Origin of the sequence: Peribacillus deserti, assembly GCF_016909175.1 — a bacterium.
Lineage (GTDB): Bacteria > Bacillota > Bacilli > Bacillales > DSM-1321 > Paraperibacillus > Paraperibacillus deserti.
This window is the reverse complement of record NZ_JAFBFI010000007.1, coordinates 155,609-172,614: the sequence shown is the minus strand read 5'-3', so window position 1 is coordinate 172,614 and position 17,006 is coordinate 155,609. Positions and strand designations below refer to the sequence as shown.

Genomic DNA, 17,006 nt, shown 5'->3' with positions numbered 1-17,006 from the left:
GAATGAGAATGGTTAACATTGAAAGTATTTTAGAAAACCTAAAAGATGGTGAATTTGATCAAGTATCAAAACATATAAATGAAATAAAATACAACGGCACTGAAGAAGAAATTCTTGAGCTGGCTGAGGGCTGTCTGCATTACGGATTTGTGGATGAAGCAAAAAGCCTGTATGAACATCTTCTAGAGATTTATCCGGAAGAAGGAGAACTAATGGTGTCAATTGCCGAAATTCTCACGGAAATGGACAGGGAAGATGAGGCCATCCTGCTTCTTGAAAAAGTCAGCCCCGAAGATCCTGCATACCCAAGTGCCCTTCTCCTCGAAGCAGACCTATACCAAATGCAGGGGATGGATGAAGTAAGCGAAAGAAAACTTCTCACAGCCAAAGAAATCCTCCCGGAAGAGATCATCATAGACTTTGCTTTGGGAGAACTCTATTATCAGCAGGCTAAATTCTTCGAAGCTCTTCAAAGCTATAAAAAAGTGATACAGCAGGAAAAAGAATTGTCAGGAGTCAACATGAACCAGAGAATAGCTGATGCTTTAAGCTCTGTTGGACAATTTGAAGAAGCACTTCCTTATTTTGAAAAAGCGCTTGAAGAGAAACTAGAAATTAATTTACTGTTTGAATACGGGTTCACGGCTTATCAAGCTGGCTATTACGGCACTGCAGTAGAAAAGTTTACTGAATTGAAAAACTTAGATCCTGAATACCACTCCCTATATTTGTATCTCGCAAAATCATATGAACAGCAGAATGACCTGGATCAAGCCCTTGCTTCAGCAAAGGAAGGCATTAAGCAGGATGAGTTTAATAAGGAACTATGCCATTTCGCAGGCAAGATTGCGCTGAAAAAAGGATTGGAAGAGGAAGCGGAATTCTTTTTTAAAGAAGCTTTGGCTTTAGATCCTGGCTTTATGGAGACTGCCCTAAATCTTCTCAAGCTGTACCTTCACCAGGAGAAATATGAGGAGATCCTGGAGGTTATCAGTTCTGTGCAGCAATATGGCGAGTATGACCCGCAATTTGACTGGATTCTTGCTGTGAGCCATCAAAAGCTGGAAAATTATACGGAAGCAGTCAGATTTTTTGCTGAAGCATTTCCGCAGTTTAAAGATAATCAGGACTTCTTAGAAGAGTATGGTTATTTTCTGATTGAGGAAGGAAAAAACAAAGATGCCGTAGAAATATTTAAGAGGTTGGTTGAAATGCAGCCGGCAAACGATGAATATATCATGACGTTAGAGCGGCTGAATGACCGTTTGGAATAGTCGAAGATAATGTTTCCTGTGACGAATTAAAAATTTCTTAAACTATTTAAAAAATATTAGGTACAGAGGAGGGACTCACATGCACACCCCTGTTTCTGTTAATGAAAAGAAAGAATTTATCCGGTGGTTTTTAAACCATTATCAGCTGAAAAGAAGAGAGTGTGTCTGGATCTTGAATTATCTGATCAGCCACGACCAGCTTATGAAAAAGGTTCATTTCGTGGAGCAGGCCAATTTGTGTCCGAGAGGACTGATTATGTCTACCCATTGTGTAGAAGAAGCTCCCTTCAGGTTTTACAAGTCTAATATAATGACTACAGATGCAGAAAAATCTTTCCATGATATCCGGCTTAACCGCGACGAGGAAATCTTTATCCAGCTGAATTTCCGCTCAGCCTACTCATCTTATCAATACGCAGCAGTTTTAGAAGAAAACCCGTTCATGCCAAAGAACCAGTTTGCTAATGAAAAAGATAAAGTACTCGCCGAACAGTTTCTAGAAAATTCCCTGGCCATCTTCCAGCGCGAGAAATTAATGCAATTAATTGATGATGCTTTGGACCAGCAGAACATCGAAGCATTTCAAAAGCTTACGGCTCAGTTAAAACAGCTGAAAAAAGTGTAGCGTATTTGAACATCTGCCCCTTAGGCAGGTGTTCTTTTCATGTCTGCGGTGAAAAATTCGAAGAGATAATGCCGGCAGAATCGAAAAATGGTAAGATAGACTTGAATACATACTTGGACGCATCGGGAGTGAAGTTAAATGAAGCTGTTACCTAAGGATATAGAAATGTTTGAGCAGGCAAGAGAACACATTGATACCATTATTGTTCCGCTTGCAGGCATAGACTTTGGGACAAATATGAAACAATACGCAAGAATGAATGAGTTCCTCACTATACTTGCATCAGAAATTGAAAGGCAGTTTAAAGGTAGAATCATCCTTCTTCCGGCACTATCCTATATTGCATCTTTAGACACCGAATCAAGAAAGCAAACAGCACTTGAATGGAAAGTGAATTTCTTGAATGAAGGTTTTAAGCATGTATTTTTTGTAACATGCGACAGCGATTGGAAAGCTGTTGAGAAGGATTTTGATCAGTCTCTTATCTGGGTGCCGGCCATTCCGCTGGAAGGATTGGATGATAGCTATAAAAGACAGATGATGGATGAGCAGGTAAGGCAGATTTCAAATATATTTTCCCAAAAATGGCAGCAGGCAAAATAGGAAATTTTTGTGAACAAAGTTGTTTTAGCCTGTCATTTAAGAATTGCCAGATTATTGACCTATTGGAAATATTGATATATCATTGTAATGTCCTTGTTTTATAGTAATCTAATTTTTTTTGGTCATAAAAGACCGAGTTTTCTAATAGAGGGGGGGAAAATGTATGAGCAAACATCGAGTTTCAAGACGTCAATTCCTGAACTATACTCTTACGGGTGTAGGCGGTTTCATGGCTGCCGGAATGCTAATGCCGATGCTTCGTTTCGCGGTTGATCCTGTACTGGAAGCGGCTGCTGGAGAAAATTTCGTCGCTACTAAACAAAAAGTGGATGATTTGACTAACAAGCCGGTAAGGCTGGATTTTTCATACAAGCAGAAGGATGCATGGTATGAATCTGAAGTAACAGATACAGCATGGGTGTATAAGAACGATGAAGGGAAAATTGTTGCCCTTTCCCCGGTTTGTAAACATTTAGGCTGTACAGTGGACTGGAATACGGATAAGGAACATCCTAACCAATTTTTCTGTCCTTGCCATTTCGGCCGATATACTAAAGATGGCATGAACGTAAAAGGAACTCCACCTCTTAAGCCTTTGGATATGTACGATTTCAAAGTTAAAGATGGAATTCTTCATTTAGGGTCAGCAGTTCCGCATAAGGAGGCGTAATCATTGTTAAACAAGATTTATGACTGGGTTGACGAGCGGTTAGATATTACGCCGCTATGGCGTGACATTGCAGATCACGAAGTTCCTGAGCATGTAAACCCTGCCCATCACTTCTCTGCTTTCGTCTACTGCTTCGGGGGATTAACTTTCTTTGTCACGGTAATACAGATTCTATCCGGAATGTTTTTGACCATGTACTATGTACCCGATATCAAAAACGCCTGGCAGTCGGTATATTACCTGCAAAATGAAGTAGCGTTCGGACAAATTGTCCGCGGTATGCACCACTGGGGAGCAAGTTTAGTTATCGTTATGATGTTCTTACATACTTTGCGTGTTTTCTTCCAGGGAGCTTATAAAAAGCCCCGTGAATTAAACTGGATTGTAGGAGTTTTAATTTTCTTTGTTATGCTGGGCCTAGGTTTCACGGGCTACTTGCTTCCTTGGGATATGAAAGCGTTATTCGCAACAAAAGTAGGTCTGCAGATTGCTGATTCTATTCCTGTAATTGGACCATATGCCAAAACATTGCTTTCAGGTCATCCAACTATTGTAGGAGCACAGACGCTGACTCGTTTCTTTGCGATTCACGTATTCTTCCTTCCAGGCGCTTTACTTGGATTAATGGGTGCCCACTTCTTAATGATTCGTAAGCAGGGTATTTCCGGACCATTGTAATATTAAACGAAGAAGCCTAATTTATCTATTAATCAACCATTTTAATGGGGGAGGGGGACTCACATGCATCGCGGAAAAGGTATGAAGTTCGTTGGAGACTCTCGGGTTTCTGCCGAACGAAAACCAAATATTCCGAAAGATTATTCGGAGTATCCTGGAAAAACAGAAGCTTTCTGGCCAAACTTCCTATTGAAGGAATGGATGGTTGGAGCCGTTTTTCTTGTTGGCTATTTATGTTTAACAGTAGCTCATCCATCTCCGCTTGAGAGAATTGCGGATCCTACTGATACAGGATATATTCCTTTGCCAGACTGGTATTTCTTATTCTTATACCAATTACTTAAATATACGTACGCTTCAGGTCCTTATAATATAATTGGTGCGCTAGTTATGCCGGGTCTTGCATTCGGTGGATTACTGCTTGCACCATTCCTTGACAGAAGCCCTCACCGCCGTCCGTCTAAACGGCCGCTGGCTACCGGGTTTATGCTCCTTGGATTAGCCTCTGTTATTTACTTAACCTGGTACTCGGTTGATACACATGACTGGGAAAAAGCAAAAGAGCAGGGTAAAATTGTGGCTAAGGCTGAGATTGATACAAAAGATCCTGGCTATGCTGTATACCAAAAGCAAAGCTGTATCGGCTGCCATGGTAAAGAACTTACTGGCGGAGCTGGTCCTTCACTTATAGGAACAGACTTAAAGCCAGAAGAAATTGCGAAAATTGCCAAAGAAGGTAAAGGCTCTATGCCTCCAAACGCTTACAAAGGCAATGAAGAAGACCTAAAGAAACTTTCTGAATTTATCTCTAAGTTAAAAGCTGAATAATTTTGGCTAAGCTGGCATGCGATCATGCCAGCTTTTTTATATAAATGGGCGCTTTAAAAAACAAATGTTTTTTTTTGCTTTGTTCTTAGGGAGCACTTCTAAAGAAGCCATTTTACTCGCTGGCAAAAGAAGCTGCCCTTAGAAGATCGGATTTCCCATGGAAAGAATTCGACGTGCGGCATGGAAAAATTACATATTAAACGATATAGTAAAAAGTAAGAAACTTATTAAGGGAAGTAGGATTTCCATGGCATTTGTATATTCGATATTGGCAAATAAAAGTTTTTTGTGGATGCTGTTAATTATTAATATATTTGGAACTGTATACGGCTATTATTGGTATGGATACCAGCTGGCGGAGACAACGGCTATTTTTCTGCCCTTTGTGCCGGACAGCCCGACCGCCACTTTGTTTTTCGTAATCGCATTAATTGGGCTTATCCTCAGAAGAAACACTGGCCTTTTTGAGGCATTGGCATTGATGACCCTCTTTAAGTATGGAATTTGGGCAGTTGCAATGAACCTGCTTACTTTAATAGTAAATGGGGAGCTGCATTGGACAGGATATATGCTGATGGCTTCTCATGCTGCAATGGCCCTTCAAGGCCTGCTGTATGCTCCCTTTTTTCGGATTAAAAAATGGCATTTTGCAGCTGCCGCAATATGGACTCTGCATAATGAAATGATTGATTATGTATATTATCAAATGCCAAATTACGGGGACTTAATGAGGTATATCCAGGAAATTGGCTACTTTACTTTTTGGCTTAGTATGGCCTCAATTGCAGCTGCCTATTATACGGCTTATAGATCCTCCAGGATGACATATAAACTTTAGCTGAAATTAATAGGTTTCTGAGAGTTCTACTCTTGTCCCTCCTTTCATACATTTCTATTAGTATGAGAGGGGGGACAAATATGTTTAAACTGAATGTATTATTAGTCATTTTTATACTACTACTACCTGTTCAGCCAGCTTTTGCACAAAGTGAGTCCCTGGAAAAGCTTGATACGATTGCTGATGAAGCCCTTCAGCTGGTTAAAAGCGATAGATTATCTGAAACGAGCCAAATGCTTGATTACTTCTCTAAACAATTCCTTTCACTCACTGCACATGACAATATATTAAGTATGGACGAGCTCAGGATTATAACTGCAGCCCATAATGATGCTAGTAAGGCAGTGGGAACCGCTTCGTTAAGCCTCAATGAAAAAATCTCGAATGTTACTAAATTTCGGTTAGTCGTAGATGCCATATCATCTAAACACCAGCCTATGTGGACTGAAATGGAAGGACAGATTATGGAGACCTTTAAGACCACACAACAGGCTGTGAAAACAAAAAATGTTGAGCAGTTTGATGAAAGCTTTAATAAACTTTTATCTCAGTACAATCTGATCCATCCGAGCTTAAAGGTGGATATTGCCCCCGAAAAAATACAAAAACTGGATGCTAAGTTTGATTTTATTAATCAGTATCGTCCAAATCTCCTTTCTGAAAAAGAAAGCGAGCAGGAATTAACAGCGCTGCAATCAGATCTACAGTCCATTTTTGAAGAAATGAAAGAAGATGAAGCAGATCCATCTCTATGGTGGGTGATGATTTCCACAGGAAGTATTATTATTATGACGTTATCCTATGTCGGCTGGAGAAAATACAAAGGAAATAAAGAATCAGTAAATACCCGAAAGGAGCAGAATGATTGACACAGGAAAGAGGCAAAATTAAAATATAAGAAACCAATCTCATACTAGGGGGCTCAGCATGTTAATCTACTTTATCTTACTTATCCTTGTTCCTTTGTATGCTCAATTTAAAGTGAAAAGTACTTATAAAAAATATTCAAAAGTTGAAAACTCGTCAGGAAGAACTGGGGCAGGGGTGGCCAGAGCCATTCTTGACAGTCACGGCCTTTACAATGTAAATGTGGAAGAAACAAGAGGGTTTTTAAGTGACCATTATGATCCAAGATCCAAAACCGTCCGCTTATCAAGTGGGAACTATCATGGTTACTCAATCGCAGGTGCAGCCATCGCAGCACATGAAGTAGGCCATGCAATTCAGGATCAGCAAAGATATACTTTCCTGCGGTTCAGGCATGCCTTAGTTCCAGTTGCCAATCTGGGATCCAATTTTTCCTGGATGCTTATACTCGCTGGAATACTCGCTAACATGTCGGGATTGCTTCTGCTTGGAATTGCCTTCATGGCTTTTGCAGTCTTATTCCAAATCATAACACTGCCTGTCGAATTCAATGCATCCAATAGAGCCATGGATGAAGTGGTTTCATTAGGAATCATTAGAAACGATGAAGAGCGAGAAACAAGAAAGGTTCTTAATGCAGCAGCCCTAACGTACGTGGCGGCAGCGGCAGTAGCCGTATTAGAACTGGTACGTTTAGTGTTAATTTATACTGGCATGACTAGAAATGATTGAGAAAAATAACAAAAAGGCTGACAGCTTGGCTGGCAGTCTTTTTTGTGTGATAAACACGCTGGTTCACCAGGGGTTTATCTTATTTAAAGGATGAATTTGAACATTTTATGTGGTTAACCCACTTATTTATGTGGCGATTCGTGGCGATTTAAACATATTAGGTGGTAAATTGTACTCAGTTTATATCATTAGGATTTTCGGCAAAAGCGGCTGGCGGTTATATGTATAAAAGACTTGTGACCTTTCAGCATGGCTTAAGCCTTAAAATAAGGAGTTAGTAGCGAGCCTATTTAGCGGATTTAGCCCATCGAACCTATAAGCTGAAGGTTCATTCAAACATTAGCAAGGGGCTCAGACGTGTATGAGGGGTAAATGAAACTTTAAGTGGCGGATTTTAAGAGGAAGAATGAAATTTTAAGGGGGTTTTCGGAAATTTAAGAGGGTTTATCCGTTTATAAGAGGTTTTCAATTTTTTTGGATTTGGGTATAGATAGCAAGGATTTACACCCTGTTCTCCTAACAGCAGCACATTCAAATTGAACAACGGCTTGCTTAATTAGTTGAAAAGACGTCCAAATAGCACCCAACCCCCATAAACTATGGCTGAGAGTAGAATGCTTCCGATTTTAAGGTGGAATGGAAGGATTCAGATATCAAGCCTCCATATTAAAACGCGACCCGGCAAAGGAATCGCGCGCATGTATAATCCATTAACCAACACTATCTCTCGATTGGATTTTTATTTTCATCATGGGTAAATCCTTCACCAAGTACATCGTGGACAACCGTTACTGAGACAAAAGCATGTGGGTCTACAGCGGTAATGGCATTTTTCAACCTTACAAGCTCTGTTCGTGCAACAACACAATAAAGGACTTCTCTATCGGTTTTTGTAAATGAACCATAGCCTTTGAGCATGGTCACACCCCGGTCCATATCCTTCATGATTTTTTCTGCAATTTCCTGATTTTTGTCACTGATCACCATGGCTCCTCTGGCTGAGTAGGCACCTTCCTGCATGAAATCAATAACTCTGGCACCAATAAAAACAGCTACGAGGGTATACATGGCTTCCTTGTAGTCGAGGTAAACAATTAATGAAAGGGTGATTACTGCTGCATCGAAAATAAACATTGTCCGGCCAATGCTCCAGCCAAAATATCGGTCCGCGATTCTGGCAATAATATCTACGCCGCCTGTAGTTCCTCCGAAACGGAAAATGATTCCAAGACCTATCCCGATAAAGCCGCCTGCAAACAGAGCAGCGAGCATAAGGTCATGATGAAGAGGGAATTTCAATTGATACACTTCGAATAATTTCAGCCATGCTGAAAGCCCGACAGTGCCTATGATGGTATATAGAAAGGTAGTTTTACCCAAAAACCTCCAGCCAGCAAAGAACACCGGAATATTTAAAACAAGGTTTGAAATAGAAAGATTCATCCCAAAAACTTGATACAGAAGCAGAGTAATTCCTGTAAACCCGCCTTCAGCGAGGTTATTCTGCATATTAAAATGTACTAGGCCGAAAGCAAAAATTCCGGACCCGAACAGGATAAAAATAATATTTTTTATTTTTAAGCCATAGACCATCTGCAAAAAGACCCCCAAGTAAAACATTAGTAAAATTTGCCGTGTCCATATTATATAGGAATACTTATTATGGAGCAACCTATGGGGCGGCGCAAAAAGTTGTCATAAAGGTTACTTTTAGCTAACATGTAAGAAGAAAGTATGAAGGGTGATTACTGTGAAGAATGAGAAATCCATAAAAGATCTTCAGAATGAAGTTGACAAATATATCAGCCAGTTTAAAGAGGGTTATTTCAGTCCTTTAGCAATGATGGCCCGAATGACTGAAGAGCTGGGAGAACTGGCAAGGGAAGTAAACCATTATTACGGGGAAAAACCCAAAAAAGCCAGTGAAAAAGAAAAAGCGGTTGAAGAGGAATTAGGCGATATGCTGTTTGTCCTGATTTGTTTTGCGAATTCTCTCGGCATTGATTTACAAGAAGCACATGATAGAGTAATGACCAAATTTAATACAAGAGATAAAGACAGATGGACACGGATTGGAGAGGGAGAAGAACATGGACAAGATTAAGATTATCGTTGCAGGTCCCAGGGGAAGAATGGGTCTTGAGGCAGTAAAACTAGTACATAACACGGAGAATTTCGAGCTTGCGGCGGTATTGGACCGAAAGAATAATGGAATGAATTTAAGCGAGATCGGTGGTTTTGAAGGAATTCATGCTCCGGTTTACTCAGACCTGGATGAATGCTTTTCTTCAGTCGATGCCCAGGTTTTAATTGATTTAACAACACCAGAGGTAGGGATGGTACATGCAGAAAAAGCACTCGAGTATGGGATCCGCCCTGTAGTAGGAACAACCGGTTTCTCGAAAGAAGATCTAGAAAGACTGGATAGTCTGACTGCTGAAAAAGAGCTGGGCTGTATAATAGCCCCTAACTTTGCGATCGGGGCTATTCTGATGATGAAATTTTCACAGATGGCTGCAAAATACTTTGAAGATATCGAAGTTATCGAAATGCACCATGACCAAAAGCTGGATGCCCCTTCAGGAACTGCTGTAAAAACGGCGCAGCTAATTTCAGAGGTGCGCGAGGATAAAATTCAGGGGCATCCTTCTGAGAAAGAAACCTTACCAGGCGCAAGAGGTGCGGATATGAATGGAATGCGCATCCACAGTGTAAGGCTTCCAGGACTTGTTGCACATCAGCAGGTTATGTTTGGCATGGAAGGGCAGCTTTTGACTATAAGACACGACTCATTTAACCGCGCTTCATTTATGTCAGGAGTTAAATTAGCAGTGGAAGAAGTTATGAAAATAGATGTTCTCGTTTATGGATTAGAGAATGTAATAGAATAGGGTGAAATGATGAGAATTGCACTGATTGCCCATGATAAAAAGAAAGAGGATATGATACGCTTCGCCACAGCCTATACGGATATTTTTAAACAGCACGAGTTATTTGCAACTGGCACCACTGGACTTAGAATTCAAGAAGCAACAGGGTTGAAAATCCACCGTTTTCAATCTGGCCCGCTCGGAGGAGATCAGGAAATCGGGGCACGGATTGCGAGAAATGAAATGGATTTAGTCCTTTTCTTTAGAGATCCTTTAACCTCTCAGCCTCATGAACCGGATGTTTCAGCACTAATAAGACTTTGTGATGTCTATTCGATTCCGCTTGCAACTAATATGGGAACTGCTGAAATACTGGTACGCGGGCTGAAAAGAGGAGATATCGAGTGGAGAAAGATTGAACGCGACCAGGGGTGAAATAGATTGTTAAACGAACAAGCGGATATACTAGCATTTGGTGCCCATGCAGACGATATTGAAATCGGCATGGGAGGCACAGCTGCCAAACTCGCGTCAATTGGAAAAAAAGTAGTGTTTTGTGACTTAACACACGCTGAATTATCTTCTAATGGAACTGTTGAATTACGGCAGAAGGAAGCTGCTGAGGCGGCTGGCATTCTAGGAGTGCAGCAGAGGATCACGTTAGACCTGCCGGACAGGGGATTATATGTAACGCGGGAAAATATAGATAAAGTTATTTCTGTAATTAGAAGGTTCCGCCCTAAAACCGTGTTTGCACCTTATTTTGAGGATCGGCATCCTGATCACGGAAATTGTGCAAGACTTGTGGAGGAAGCATGCTTCTCTGCAGGAATAAAAAAATACATAGATCCATCCGATGGGCAGCCTCACAGGGCAGGATCCGTTTATTTTTATATGATCAATGGGTTTCACAAGCCTGCCTTTACGGTAGATGTTTCAGACACAATCGAGCTCAAGCTGAGAAGCTTGAGAGCCTATCAAAGCCAATTTAATAAAACGGAAGGCTCATTTGATACTCCGCTTGTGAATGGATATATTGAAACGGTAGAAGCAAGGGAAAGGCTGCTCGGAAAAGAGTCAGGATCGGCCTTTGCTGAAGGGTTTTTCTCGCAGAAACCCATTCTTTTGCCTGCTGCTTTGTTAGGAGAATAAGCTATGAAACTAAAAATAGGTATTACCTGCTATCCGACGGTTGGAGGCTCTGGAGCAGTAGCGACAGAGCTTGGCAAACTTCTCGCCGAGAGAGGCCATGAAATCCATTTTATTTCCTCAAGCATGCCTTTTAGGCTTAAGCGGAGGTATCCGAATATTTTTTACCATCAGGTAGAAGTAAATCAATATTCAGTTTTTCAATATCCCCCATACGATCTCGCGCTGGCAAGTAAAATGGCTGAAGTCGCAAAAAGAGAGCAGCTAGATATTCTCCATGTACACTATGCGATTCCGCATGCAGTATGTGCCATTCTCGCAAGACAGATGGCTGGTACGGATGTGAAAATTGTAACAACCCTGCATGGTACGGACATTACGGTACTGGGTTATGATCCATCTTTAACGGAGAGCATAAAATTCGGGATAGAAAAATCGGATGTGGTTACTGCCGTTTCCGGTGCTCTTGTAGATCAGACCTATACCCTTATACAGCCAGATAAAGAGATACAAACGATTTACAATTTTATAGATGAACGTGTATACCGAAAAACAGATTCCCGTCATTTAAAGCAGGAATACGGAATAGCTGAAGACGAGAAGGTTATCATTCATGTTTCAAATTTCAGAGGTGTAAAAAGGGTCAGCGATGTAGTGCAAACCTTTTATGAAGTTCAGAAGCAGGTACCGTCTAAGCTGATGCTTGTGGGTGACGGGCCGGAAATGTCGGTAGTATGCAAGCTTGCAAATGAATTAGGAATTAAGGATAAAATTCTCACACTCGGAAAGCAGGACAATCTTGAAGAATTATATTCCATAAGCGATCTAATGCTTTTATTATCGAAGAAAGAAAGTTTCGGCCTGGTGCTTATTGAAGCCATGGCATGCGGGGTACCATGTATAGGAACAAACGTTGGAGGTATTCCCGAGGTCATTGAAGATGGAGTAACCGGGTTTCTTTGCAGTCTTGGAGATTATAAAGCAGCAGCTGAAATGGCGCTTCTCTTATTGAGCGATGAAAAAATGCACAAGCAATTTTCGGAGGCGGCCCGAATGGCTGTTCATGAGAAGTTCCGTGCCTCCTTAATTGTGCTCCAATACGAAGAAATTTACTATCGTCTGCTGACAGGCAAGCCCATGCAAGGAGAGGATTTAACTTGATGCCCAAGCTCTTTATCCAGGCGAAGCCTGTCCTTGAAAAGATTGAACAGGCCGGTTTCCAGGCTTATTTTGTTGGAGGTGCTGTTAGAGATTACCTTCTTAATAAACAAATTAGTGATGTGGATATAGCGACAAGTGCAACACCTGCTGAAATTAAAGAAATATTTCCAAAGACGGTGGATGTAGGCATCGAACATGGAACGATCCTTGTCATATTTAAAGGAATTCCCTATGAGGTGACTACCTTCCGCACAGAAAGTGAATATGCCGACTTTCGCAGGCCGTCAAGAGTTGAGTTTATCCGTTCTTTGGAAGATGATTTAAAACGTAGGGACTTTACTATGAATGCGATTGCCATGAATCGGAATTTTACTATTATAGATCCCTACTTAGGCAAAGCTGCTATAGAAAATCAGCAAATCAGGACAGTGGGAAGACCAGAAGACCGATTTCAAGAAGATGCTCTGCGGATGATGAGGGCAGTCAGGTTTGTAAGCCAGCTCTCCTTTTCAATTGAACGAACTACATATCAGGGTTTATCTGACCATGGGTTCCTGCTTGAAAAAATAGCGGTAGAACGAATACTGGCTGAGTTCAATAAACTTCTGGCAGGAGAAAATAAAACAGAGGCTTTTAAAATATTAAGAGAGACTGGGATTTATCAGTTTTTACCCGGGTTTAAAGGATGCGGACATGTTCTCGCTGAATATGAGGGACTGGATACAGCAGGGCTTAAAGAGTTGATTGAAAACTGGACACTTTTAGTGCATCTATTAAAACCAGCTGATATCGATTCTTTTCTTAGAAGCTGGAAAATGTCTGCTAAACAGATGAAGCAGATTAAAAAATATGTATTTTACCTGAATCGCCGTTTACAGGGTTCTTTAAACAAAATAGATATGTTTCATGCGGGGCTTGAAACAACTCTTAGCCTTGAAAAGATTTTTTGTGTTTTGACGGAATGCCCGGAGGAGGCTCATGATACCGATCAAATAGAAAGTGTATATCAGTCTCTGCCCATTCATGCCTTAAAAGAGCTGGCTGTCGATGGAAATGATCTTATACAATGGTCAGCCAGGAAAGCCGGTCCCTGGATTAAAGAAGTATTATTATTTGCTTTAGAGGGTGTATTGGAGCAGAAAGCAGCGAATGAAAAAGAAGCAATAAGGGAGTGGCTCTGCAGGTGCAATCTGATTTGAGAAAAGTACTATTAGAAGCTTTCCATCAGGCGAATGGAGGTTTTGTTTCTGGACAGAATCTTGCAGAAATTATGGGCTGCTCAAGGACGGCTGTCTGGAAACATATAGAAGAGCTCCGCAAGGATGGGTATGAGATAGAAGCAATCAGAAAAAAAGGTTATAGAATCAATAAGAGTCCCGGCAAGCTGTCCGGAAATTCTATATTGCTTGGGCTTGAAACAAAGATGATGGGGAAGCATATTTCTTATCATGAATCTCTCCCTTCTACACAGAAGATTGCACATAAGCTTGCAGACAGCGGCGCTGAAGAAGGAACTTTAGTTATTGCAGATGAACAAACTGAAGGTAAAGGGCGGTTGTTAAGGACTTGGCATTCAGCCAAGACAGGTATTTGGATGAGTCTGGTCCTCCGGCCAAAAATCCCTATGCACCAAGCACCGCAGCTTACTCTTTTGGCAGCGGTAGCCATTGTGCAGGCTATTGAAGATACAACTTCTTTACTTCCAGCCATTAAATGGCCGAATGATATTCTAATCAACGGAAAAAAGGTCACTGGAATATTAACGGAAATGCAGGCTGAAGCTGACCGTATTCATTCAGTTATTATTGGGATCGGCATAAATGTTAATCAGGGGCTCGAGGATTTTCCTGATGAAATAAAGGAAACCGCTACTTCTTTGTCTATTGAAGAGGGACAGCCGATTTCAAGAACTTCAATTATTCAATCCTTTTTAAAGCATTTTGAGATTCTTTATAACCTCTTTTTAAAGGAGGGCTTTAAACCAATAAAGCTCCTCTGGGAAAGTTATGCGGTAAGCCTGGGCAAAGAGATCAAAGCTTCTACTTTAACAGGGGTGCTTTACGGAAAAGCCATCGGAATTACGGAGGATGGAGTGCTTTTATTAAAAGATGACGAGGGAGAAATCCACAATATCTATTCTGCTGATATAGAAATTAGTTAAATGTACATATTAATAAAAAATCTTAGAAATCTAGAATTAGATTATGTATAATGTATGTGGGCGGTATCAAGGGAAAATGAAAAATTTTTCCATAAAAGGAACTGCACCTAAAAAAGAATTTTAAGTGTACTTTTAAAATGCATATCTGCCTTGATCCAATGAGATGGACTGGGACAGAGGGATTAACAACTGGACATTACAGGATCCTTCTGCCTTCGGAAGGGTCTTTTTTGATTTTATATAATCATTCTGACCCTCGTGATTTCATCTCCTCTAAAAAAAGGAGGAAGCACAATGAAGTTTTCTGCCCATTTTAATAAGATGAAACAGCAGGGTGAAAAAATTACCATGCTCACAGCCTATGATTATCCGTCTGCAAAGCTTGTAGAAGAAGCAGGAGTGGATATGATTCTGGTCGGAGATTCACTGGGGATGGTGGTACTCGGGTATGATTCAACTCTGCCTGTTACAGTGGAGGACATGATCCATCATTCTAAAGCTGTAAAAAGAGGGGCGCCTAACACGTTTATCGTTACAGACATGCCCTTTATGAGCTACCATTTATCACTCGATGAAACCCTGAAAAATGCAGCAAAAATTATTCAGCTGGGAAATGCAGATGCAGTTAAGGTTGAAGGTGCAGATGGAGTGCTGGATAAAATATCTGCTCTTACAAAGGCTGGGGTGCCGGTAGTTGCCCATCTTGGATTAACACCGCAATCAGTGGGAGTACTTGGCGGATATAAGGTCCAGGGCAAGGATGCTGACGCAGCCGGCCGGTTAATGGAGGATGCTGCTGCCTGTGAGAAAGCAGGAGCTATTGCACTGGTGCTGGAATGTGTACCTTACCAATTAGCCCAGATGATTACGGACTCTTTAGCAATTCCTACTATTGGGATTGGGGCAGGACAATATACAGATGGACAAGTACTTGTATATCATGATGTTCTTTCCTATGGAGTGGACCGTATTCCAAAGTTCGTTAAGAAATATGGAAATACTGGAGAAATGGTAAAAGAAGCTTTGGGCCAATATATAAAAGAAGTAAAGGAACAAGCTTTTCCGGAAAAAATACATTCCTTTACGATGGCCGAAGAAGAAGTGGAAGCACTATACGGAGGAAAGAAATGAAAGTAATAAAAGAAATCAGTCTATTAAGAGAAGCCCTCAGAGATAAACGAAAAGATGGTTCAACTGTGGGCTTTGTCCCAACCATGGGCTTTTTGCATGAAGGGCATCAGTCACTTCTTAAAAGGGCAAGGGAAGAAAACGATATTGTGGTTCTAAGTGTTTTCGTAAATCCAATACAGTTCGGCCCGAATGAAGATTTTGAAACGTATCCAAGAGATATTGAACGGGATGAGCAAGCAGCCTATGAAGCAGGTGTGGATTTTATTTTTTATCCTTCCGTGGAAGAAATGTATCCGCACAAGGCCGGCGTCTCTCTTATTGTAAACTCAAGGACGAATGTATTATGCGGGGCTAAAAGGCCTGGACATTTCGATGGCGTTGTGACGGTATTGACAAAGCTTTTTAATATAATTCAGCCAGACCAAGCCTACTTTGGCCTGAAGGATGCCCAGCAGGTGGCGGTCATAGACAGCTTGATTAGGGATTTTAATATTCCAGTTGAATTAGTGCCTGTTAATACCGTAAGAGAAGAGGATGGACTTGCAAAAAGCTCCAGAAATGTATTCCTCTCCGAAGAGGAACGTCAGCAGGCCCCGGCTATCTTCAAAAGCCTTCAAAAAGCGAGGGCACTAATAGACAGCGGAGAAAGAAATCCGGAGAAAGTAATAGCTGGTATTAAAGAAGAACTTGACAGCAGTACAAGTGGAGAGATTGATTATGCTGAACTGCTGTCATATCCGGAGCTTGAAAGAGTGGAAGAAATCCAAGGGAAAATCATCATTGCTCTGGCTGTTAAATTCAGCAGGGCAAGGCTTATAGATAATATAATCGTAGAAATCTAATATTCCTGGGAAGAGGAGGAACAAAAATGTTTCGTACTATGATGAATGCAAAAATTCACAGGGCGCGGGTTACGGAAGCTAATTTAAATTATGTCGGCAGCATTACCATAGATGAAGATATTTTAGATGCTGTTGGTATGGCTGCAAACGAAAAAGTGCATATTGTTAATAATAATAATGGGGCACGTTTGGAAACCTACATTATCCCTGGACCTAGAAACAGCGGGGTAATATGTCTAAATGGTGCAGCAGCTAGGTTAGTTCAGCCTGATGACATTGTAATTATCATTTCCTATGCTATGGTTTCAGAACAAGAAATGATGGACCATAGACCGCGAGTAGCAATTATGGACGAAAATAACCGTATTAAAGAATTAATTGCTCAAGAACCAGCAGCAACCATTATGTAAATTGGATAGCCGGCCGAAGGAAGAAAACCTCGGCCGGCTTTCTATTTTAGGATGGAATATCACCTTTGCTTGTGTTTTCTTTTTATTGGGTGGTATGGTATAAAAAAATAAGGAAATGTGATCTCCATAATTCAGCGGATAAATTATGCTTATTATGGCCATATTTC

At 40.9% G+C, this 17,006-nt stretch carries 20 protein-coding genes; 19 read left to right on the top strand and 1 reads right to left on the bottom strand.

Features of this window, described 5'->3' with window-relative positions:
- The first annotated feature begins 8 nt into the window (after positions 1-8).
- The 9 genes from JOC77_RS09880 to JOC77_RS09840 all read left to right on the top strand — a co-directional run bounded on the left by JOC77_RS09880 (position 9) and on the right by JOC77_RS09840 (position 7,115).
- Positions 9-1,274 carry a tetratricopeptide repeat protein gene (locus JOC77_RS09880; protein ID WP_204542490.1) on the top strand — a complete coding sequence of 422 codons (1,266 nt, stop codon included), beginning with the start codon at positions 9-11 and terminating at the stop codon, positions 1,272-1,274.
- Between the two features lie 79 nt (positions 1,275-1,353).
- Positions 1,354-1,899: a ReoY family proteolytic degradation factor gene (locus tag JOC77_RS09875; protein WP_204542481.1), complete on the top strand. Its 546-nt coding sequence runs from the start codon at positions 1,354-1,356 to the stop codon at positions 1,897-1,899.
- 138 nt (positions 1,900-2,037) lie between these two features.
- Positions 2,038-2,502, top strand: coding sequence for a YpiF family protein (locus tag JOC77_RS09870; protein ID WP_204542479.1), 465 nt, complete (start codon positions 2,038-2,040; stop codon positions 2,500-2,502).
- Positions 2,503-2,665: 163 nt separating this feature from the next.
- The gene (locus tag JOC77_RS09865) at positions 2,666-3,172 is read left to right on the top strand and encodes a Rieske (2Fe-2S) protein (protein ID WP_204542477.1); all 507 of its coding nucleotides are present in this window, start codon (positions 2,666-2,668) and stop codon (positions 3,170-3,172) included.
- A gap of 3 nt (positions 3,173-3,175) precedes the next feature.
- Positions 3,176-3,850, top strand: a complete 675-nt coding sequence (gene qcrB / locus JOC77_RS09860; protein WP_101645010.1) for a menaquinol-cytochrome c reductase cytochrome b subunit — start codon at positions 3,176-3,178, stop codon at positions 3,848-3,850.
- A 63-nt stretch (positions 3,851-3,913) separates the two neighbouring features.
- Positions 3,914-4,678 (top strand): menaquinol-cytochrome c reductase cytochrome b/c subunit, encoded by a 765-nt coding sequence (locus JOC77_RS09855; protein WP_204542475.1) that lies wholly within the window; start codon positions 3,914-3,916, stop codon positions 4,676-4,678.
- A gap of 247 nt (positions 4,679-4,925) precedes the next feature.
- Positions 4,926-5,516, top strand: a complete 591-nt coding sequence (lhaT, locus tag JOC77_RS09850) for a lipoprotein heptaprenylglyceryl N-acetyltransferase LhaT (protein ID WP_204542473.1) — start codon at positions 4,926-4,928, stop codon at positions 5,514-5,516.
- A gap of 80 nt (positions 5,517-5,596) precedes the next feature.
- The gene (gene ypjB, locus JOC77_RS09845; protein ID WP_204542471.1) at positions 5,597-6,385 is read left to right on the top strand and encodes a sporulation protein YpjB; all 789 of its coding nucleotides are present in this window, start codon (positions 5,597-5,599) and stop codon (positions 6,383-6,385) included.
- 58 nt (positions 6,386-6,443) lie between these two features.
- Entirely contained in the window at positions 6,444-7,115 is a 672-nt protein-coding gene (locus tag JOC77_RS09840) for a zinc metallopeptidase (RefSeq protein ID WP_204542469.1), read from the top strand.
- Positions 7,116-7,835: 720 nt separating this feature from the next.
- Here the strand turns inward: JOC77_RS09840 and JOC77_RS09835 are convergent.
- Positions 7,836-8,708, bottom strand: a complete 873-nt coding sequence (locus tag JOC77_RS09835; protein WP_204542640.1) for a YitT family protein — start codon at positions 8,706-8,708, stop codon at positions 7,836-7,838.
- Positions 8,709-8,865: 157 nt separating this feature from the next.
- On the opposite strand from JOC77_RS09835, the gene JOC77_RS09830 reads away from it, so the two are divergent.
- The 10 genes from JOC77_RS09830 (at position 8,866) to panD (ending at position 16,839) form a co-directional block, all read left to right on the top strand.
- Complete coding sequence (locus tag JOC77_RS09830) at positions 8,866-9,219, top strand: MazG nucleotide pyrophosphohydrolase domain-containing protein (protein ID WP_204542467.1); 354 nt, start codon at positions 8,866-8,868, stop codon at positions 9,217-9,219.
- Positions 9,206-10,006 (top strand): 4-hydroxy-tetrahydrodipicolinate reductase, encoded by an 801-nt coding sequence (gene dapB / locus JOC77_RS09825; RefSeq protein WP_204542465.1) that lies wholly within the window; start codon positions 9,206-9,208, stop codon positions 10,004-10,006. Before JOC77_RS09830 ends, dapB begins: the two co-directional genes overlap by 14 nt.
- 9 nt (positions 10,007-10,015) lie before the next feature.
- Positions 10,016-10,420, top strand: coding sequence for a methylglyoxal synthase (gene mgsA, locus JOC77_RS09820; protein ID WP_204542638.1), 405 nt, complete (start codon positions 10,016-10,018; stop codon positions 10,418-10,420).
- A gap of 6 nt (positions 10,421-10,426) precedes the next feature.
- On the top strand, positions 10,427-11,137 hold the full coding sequence (bshB1, locus tag JOC77_RS09815; RefSeq protein WP_204542463.1) for a bacillithiol biosynthesis deacetylase BshB1: 711 nt from the start codon (positions 10,427-10,429) through the stop codon (positions 11,135-11,137).
- Between the two features lie 3 nt (positions 11,138-11,140).
- Positions 11,141-12,295, top strand: coding sequence for an N-acetyl-alpha-D-glucosaminyl L-malate synthase BshA (gene bshA, locus JOC77_RS09810; protein ID WP_204542461.1), 1,155 nt, complete (start codon positions 11,141-11,143; stop codon positions 12,293-12,295).
- Positions 12,295-13,494, top strand: coding sequence for a CCA tRNA nucleotidyltransferase (locus JOC77_RS09805; RefSeq protein ID WP_204542636.1), 1,200 nt, complete (start codon positions 12,295-12,297; stop codon positions 13,492-13,494). Before bshA ends, JOC77_RS09805 begins: the two co-directional genes overlap by 1 nt.
- On the top strand, positions 13,479-14,456 hold the full coding sequence (locus JOC77_RS09800; RefSeq protein ID WP_204542454.1) for a biotin--[acetyl-CoA-carboxylase] ligase: 978 nt from the start codon (positions 13,479-13,481) through the stop codon (positions 14,454-14,456). Before JOC77_RS09805 ends, JOC77_RS09800 begins: the two co-directional genes overlap by 16 nt.
- 294 nt (positions 14,457-14,750) lie before the next feature.
- Positions 14,751-15,587, top strand: coding sequence for a 3-methyl-2-oxobutanoate hydroxymethyltransferase (gene panB / locus JOC77_RS09795; protein ID WP_204542451.1), 837 nt, complete (start codon positions 14,751-14,753; stop codon positions 15,585-15,587).
- Positions 15,584-16,429 (top strand): pantoate--beta-alanine ligase, encoded by an 846-nt coding sequence (gene panC, locus JOC77_RS09790; RefSeq protein ID WP_204542449.1) that lies wholly within the window; start codon positions 15,584-15,586, stop codon positions 16,427-16,429. Before panB ends, panC begins: the two co-directional genes overlap by 4 nt.
- Before the next feature lie 26 nt (positions 16,430-16,455).
- Positions 16,456-16,839, top strand: coding sequence for an aspartate 1-decarboxylase (gene panD / locus JOC77_RS09785; protein WP_204542447.1), 384 nt, complete (start codon positions 16,456-16,458; stop codon positions 16,837-16,839).
- The last annotated feature ends 167 nt before the right edge of the window (positions 16,840-17,006 follow it).

Bases quoted from the DNA above. Each gene is read 5' to 3' on its own strand.
- JOC77_RS09880 (WP_204542490.1), top strand. From the start codon at position 9: ATGGTTAACATTGAAAGTATTTTAGAAAACCTAAAAGATGGTGAATTT.
- dapB (WP_204542465.1), top strand. From the start codon at position 9,206: ATGGACAAGATTAAGATTATCGTTGCAGGTCCCAGGGGAAGAATGGGT.
- JOC77_RS09805 (WP_204542636.1), top strand. From the start codon at position 12,295: ATGCCCAAGCTCTTTATCCAGGCGAAGCCTGTCCTTGAAAAGATTGAA.
- ypjB (WP_204542471.1), top strand. From the start codon at position 5,597: ATGTTTAAACTGAATGTATTATTAGTCATTTTTATACTACTACTACCT.
- panD (WP_204542447.1), top strand. From the start codon at position 16,456: ATGTTTCGTACTATGATGAATGCAAAAATTCACAGGGCGCGGGTTACG.
- JOC77_RS09855 (WP_204542475.1), top strand. From the start codon at position 3,914: ATGCATCGCGGAAAAGGTATGAAGTTCGTTGGAGACTCTCGGGTTTCT.
- bshA (WP_204542461.1), top strand. From the start codon at position 11,141: ATGAAACTAAAAATAGGTATTACCTGCTATCCGACGGTTGGAGGCTCT.
- JOC77_RS09835 (WP_204542640.1), bottom strand. From the start codon at position 8,708: ATGGTCTATGGCTTAAAAATAAAAAATATTATTTTTATCCTGTTCGGG.
- JOC77_RS09865 (WP_204542477.1), top strand. From the start codon at position 2,666: ATGAGCAAACATCGAGTTTCAAGACGTCAATTCCTGAACTATACTCTT.
- mgsA (WP_204542638.1), top strand. From the start codon at position 10,016: ATGAGAATTGCACTGATTGCCCATGATAAAAAGAAAGAGGATATGATA.
- JOC77_RS09840 (WP_204542469.1), top strand. From the start codon at position 6,444: ATGTTAATCTACTTTATCTTACTTATCCTTGTTCCTTTGTATGCTCAA.
- lhaT (WP_204542473.1), top strand. From the start codon at position 4,926: ATGGCATTTGTATATTCGATATTGGCAAATAAAAGTTTTTTGTGGATG.
- JOC77_RS09875 (WP_204542481.1), top strand. From the start codon at position 1,354: ATGCACACCCCTGTTTCTGTTAATGAAAAGAAAGAATTTATCCGGTGG.
- panB (WP_204542451.1), top strand. From the start codon at position 14,751: ATGAAGTTTTCTGCCCATTTTAATAAGATGAAACAGCAGGGTGAAAAA.
- panC (WP_204542449.1), top strand. From the start codon at position 15,584: ATGAAAGTAATAAAAGAAATCAGTCTATTAAGAGAAGCCCTCAGAGAT.
- JOC77_RS09870 (WP_204542479.1), top strand. From the start codon at position 2,038: ATGAAGCTGTTACCTAAGGATATAGAAATGTTTGAGCAGGCAAGAGAA.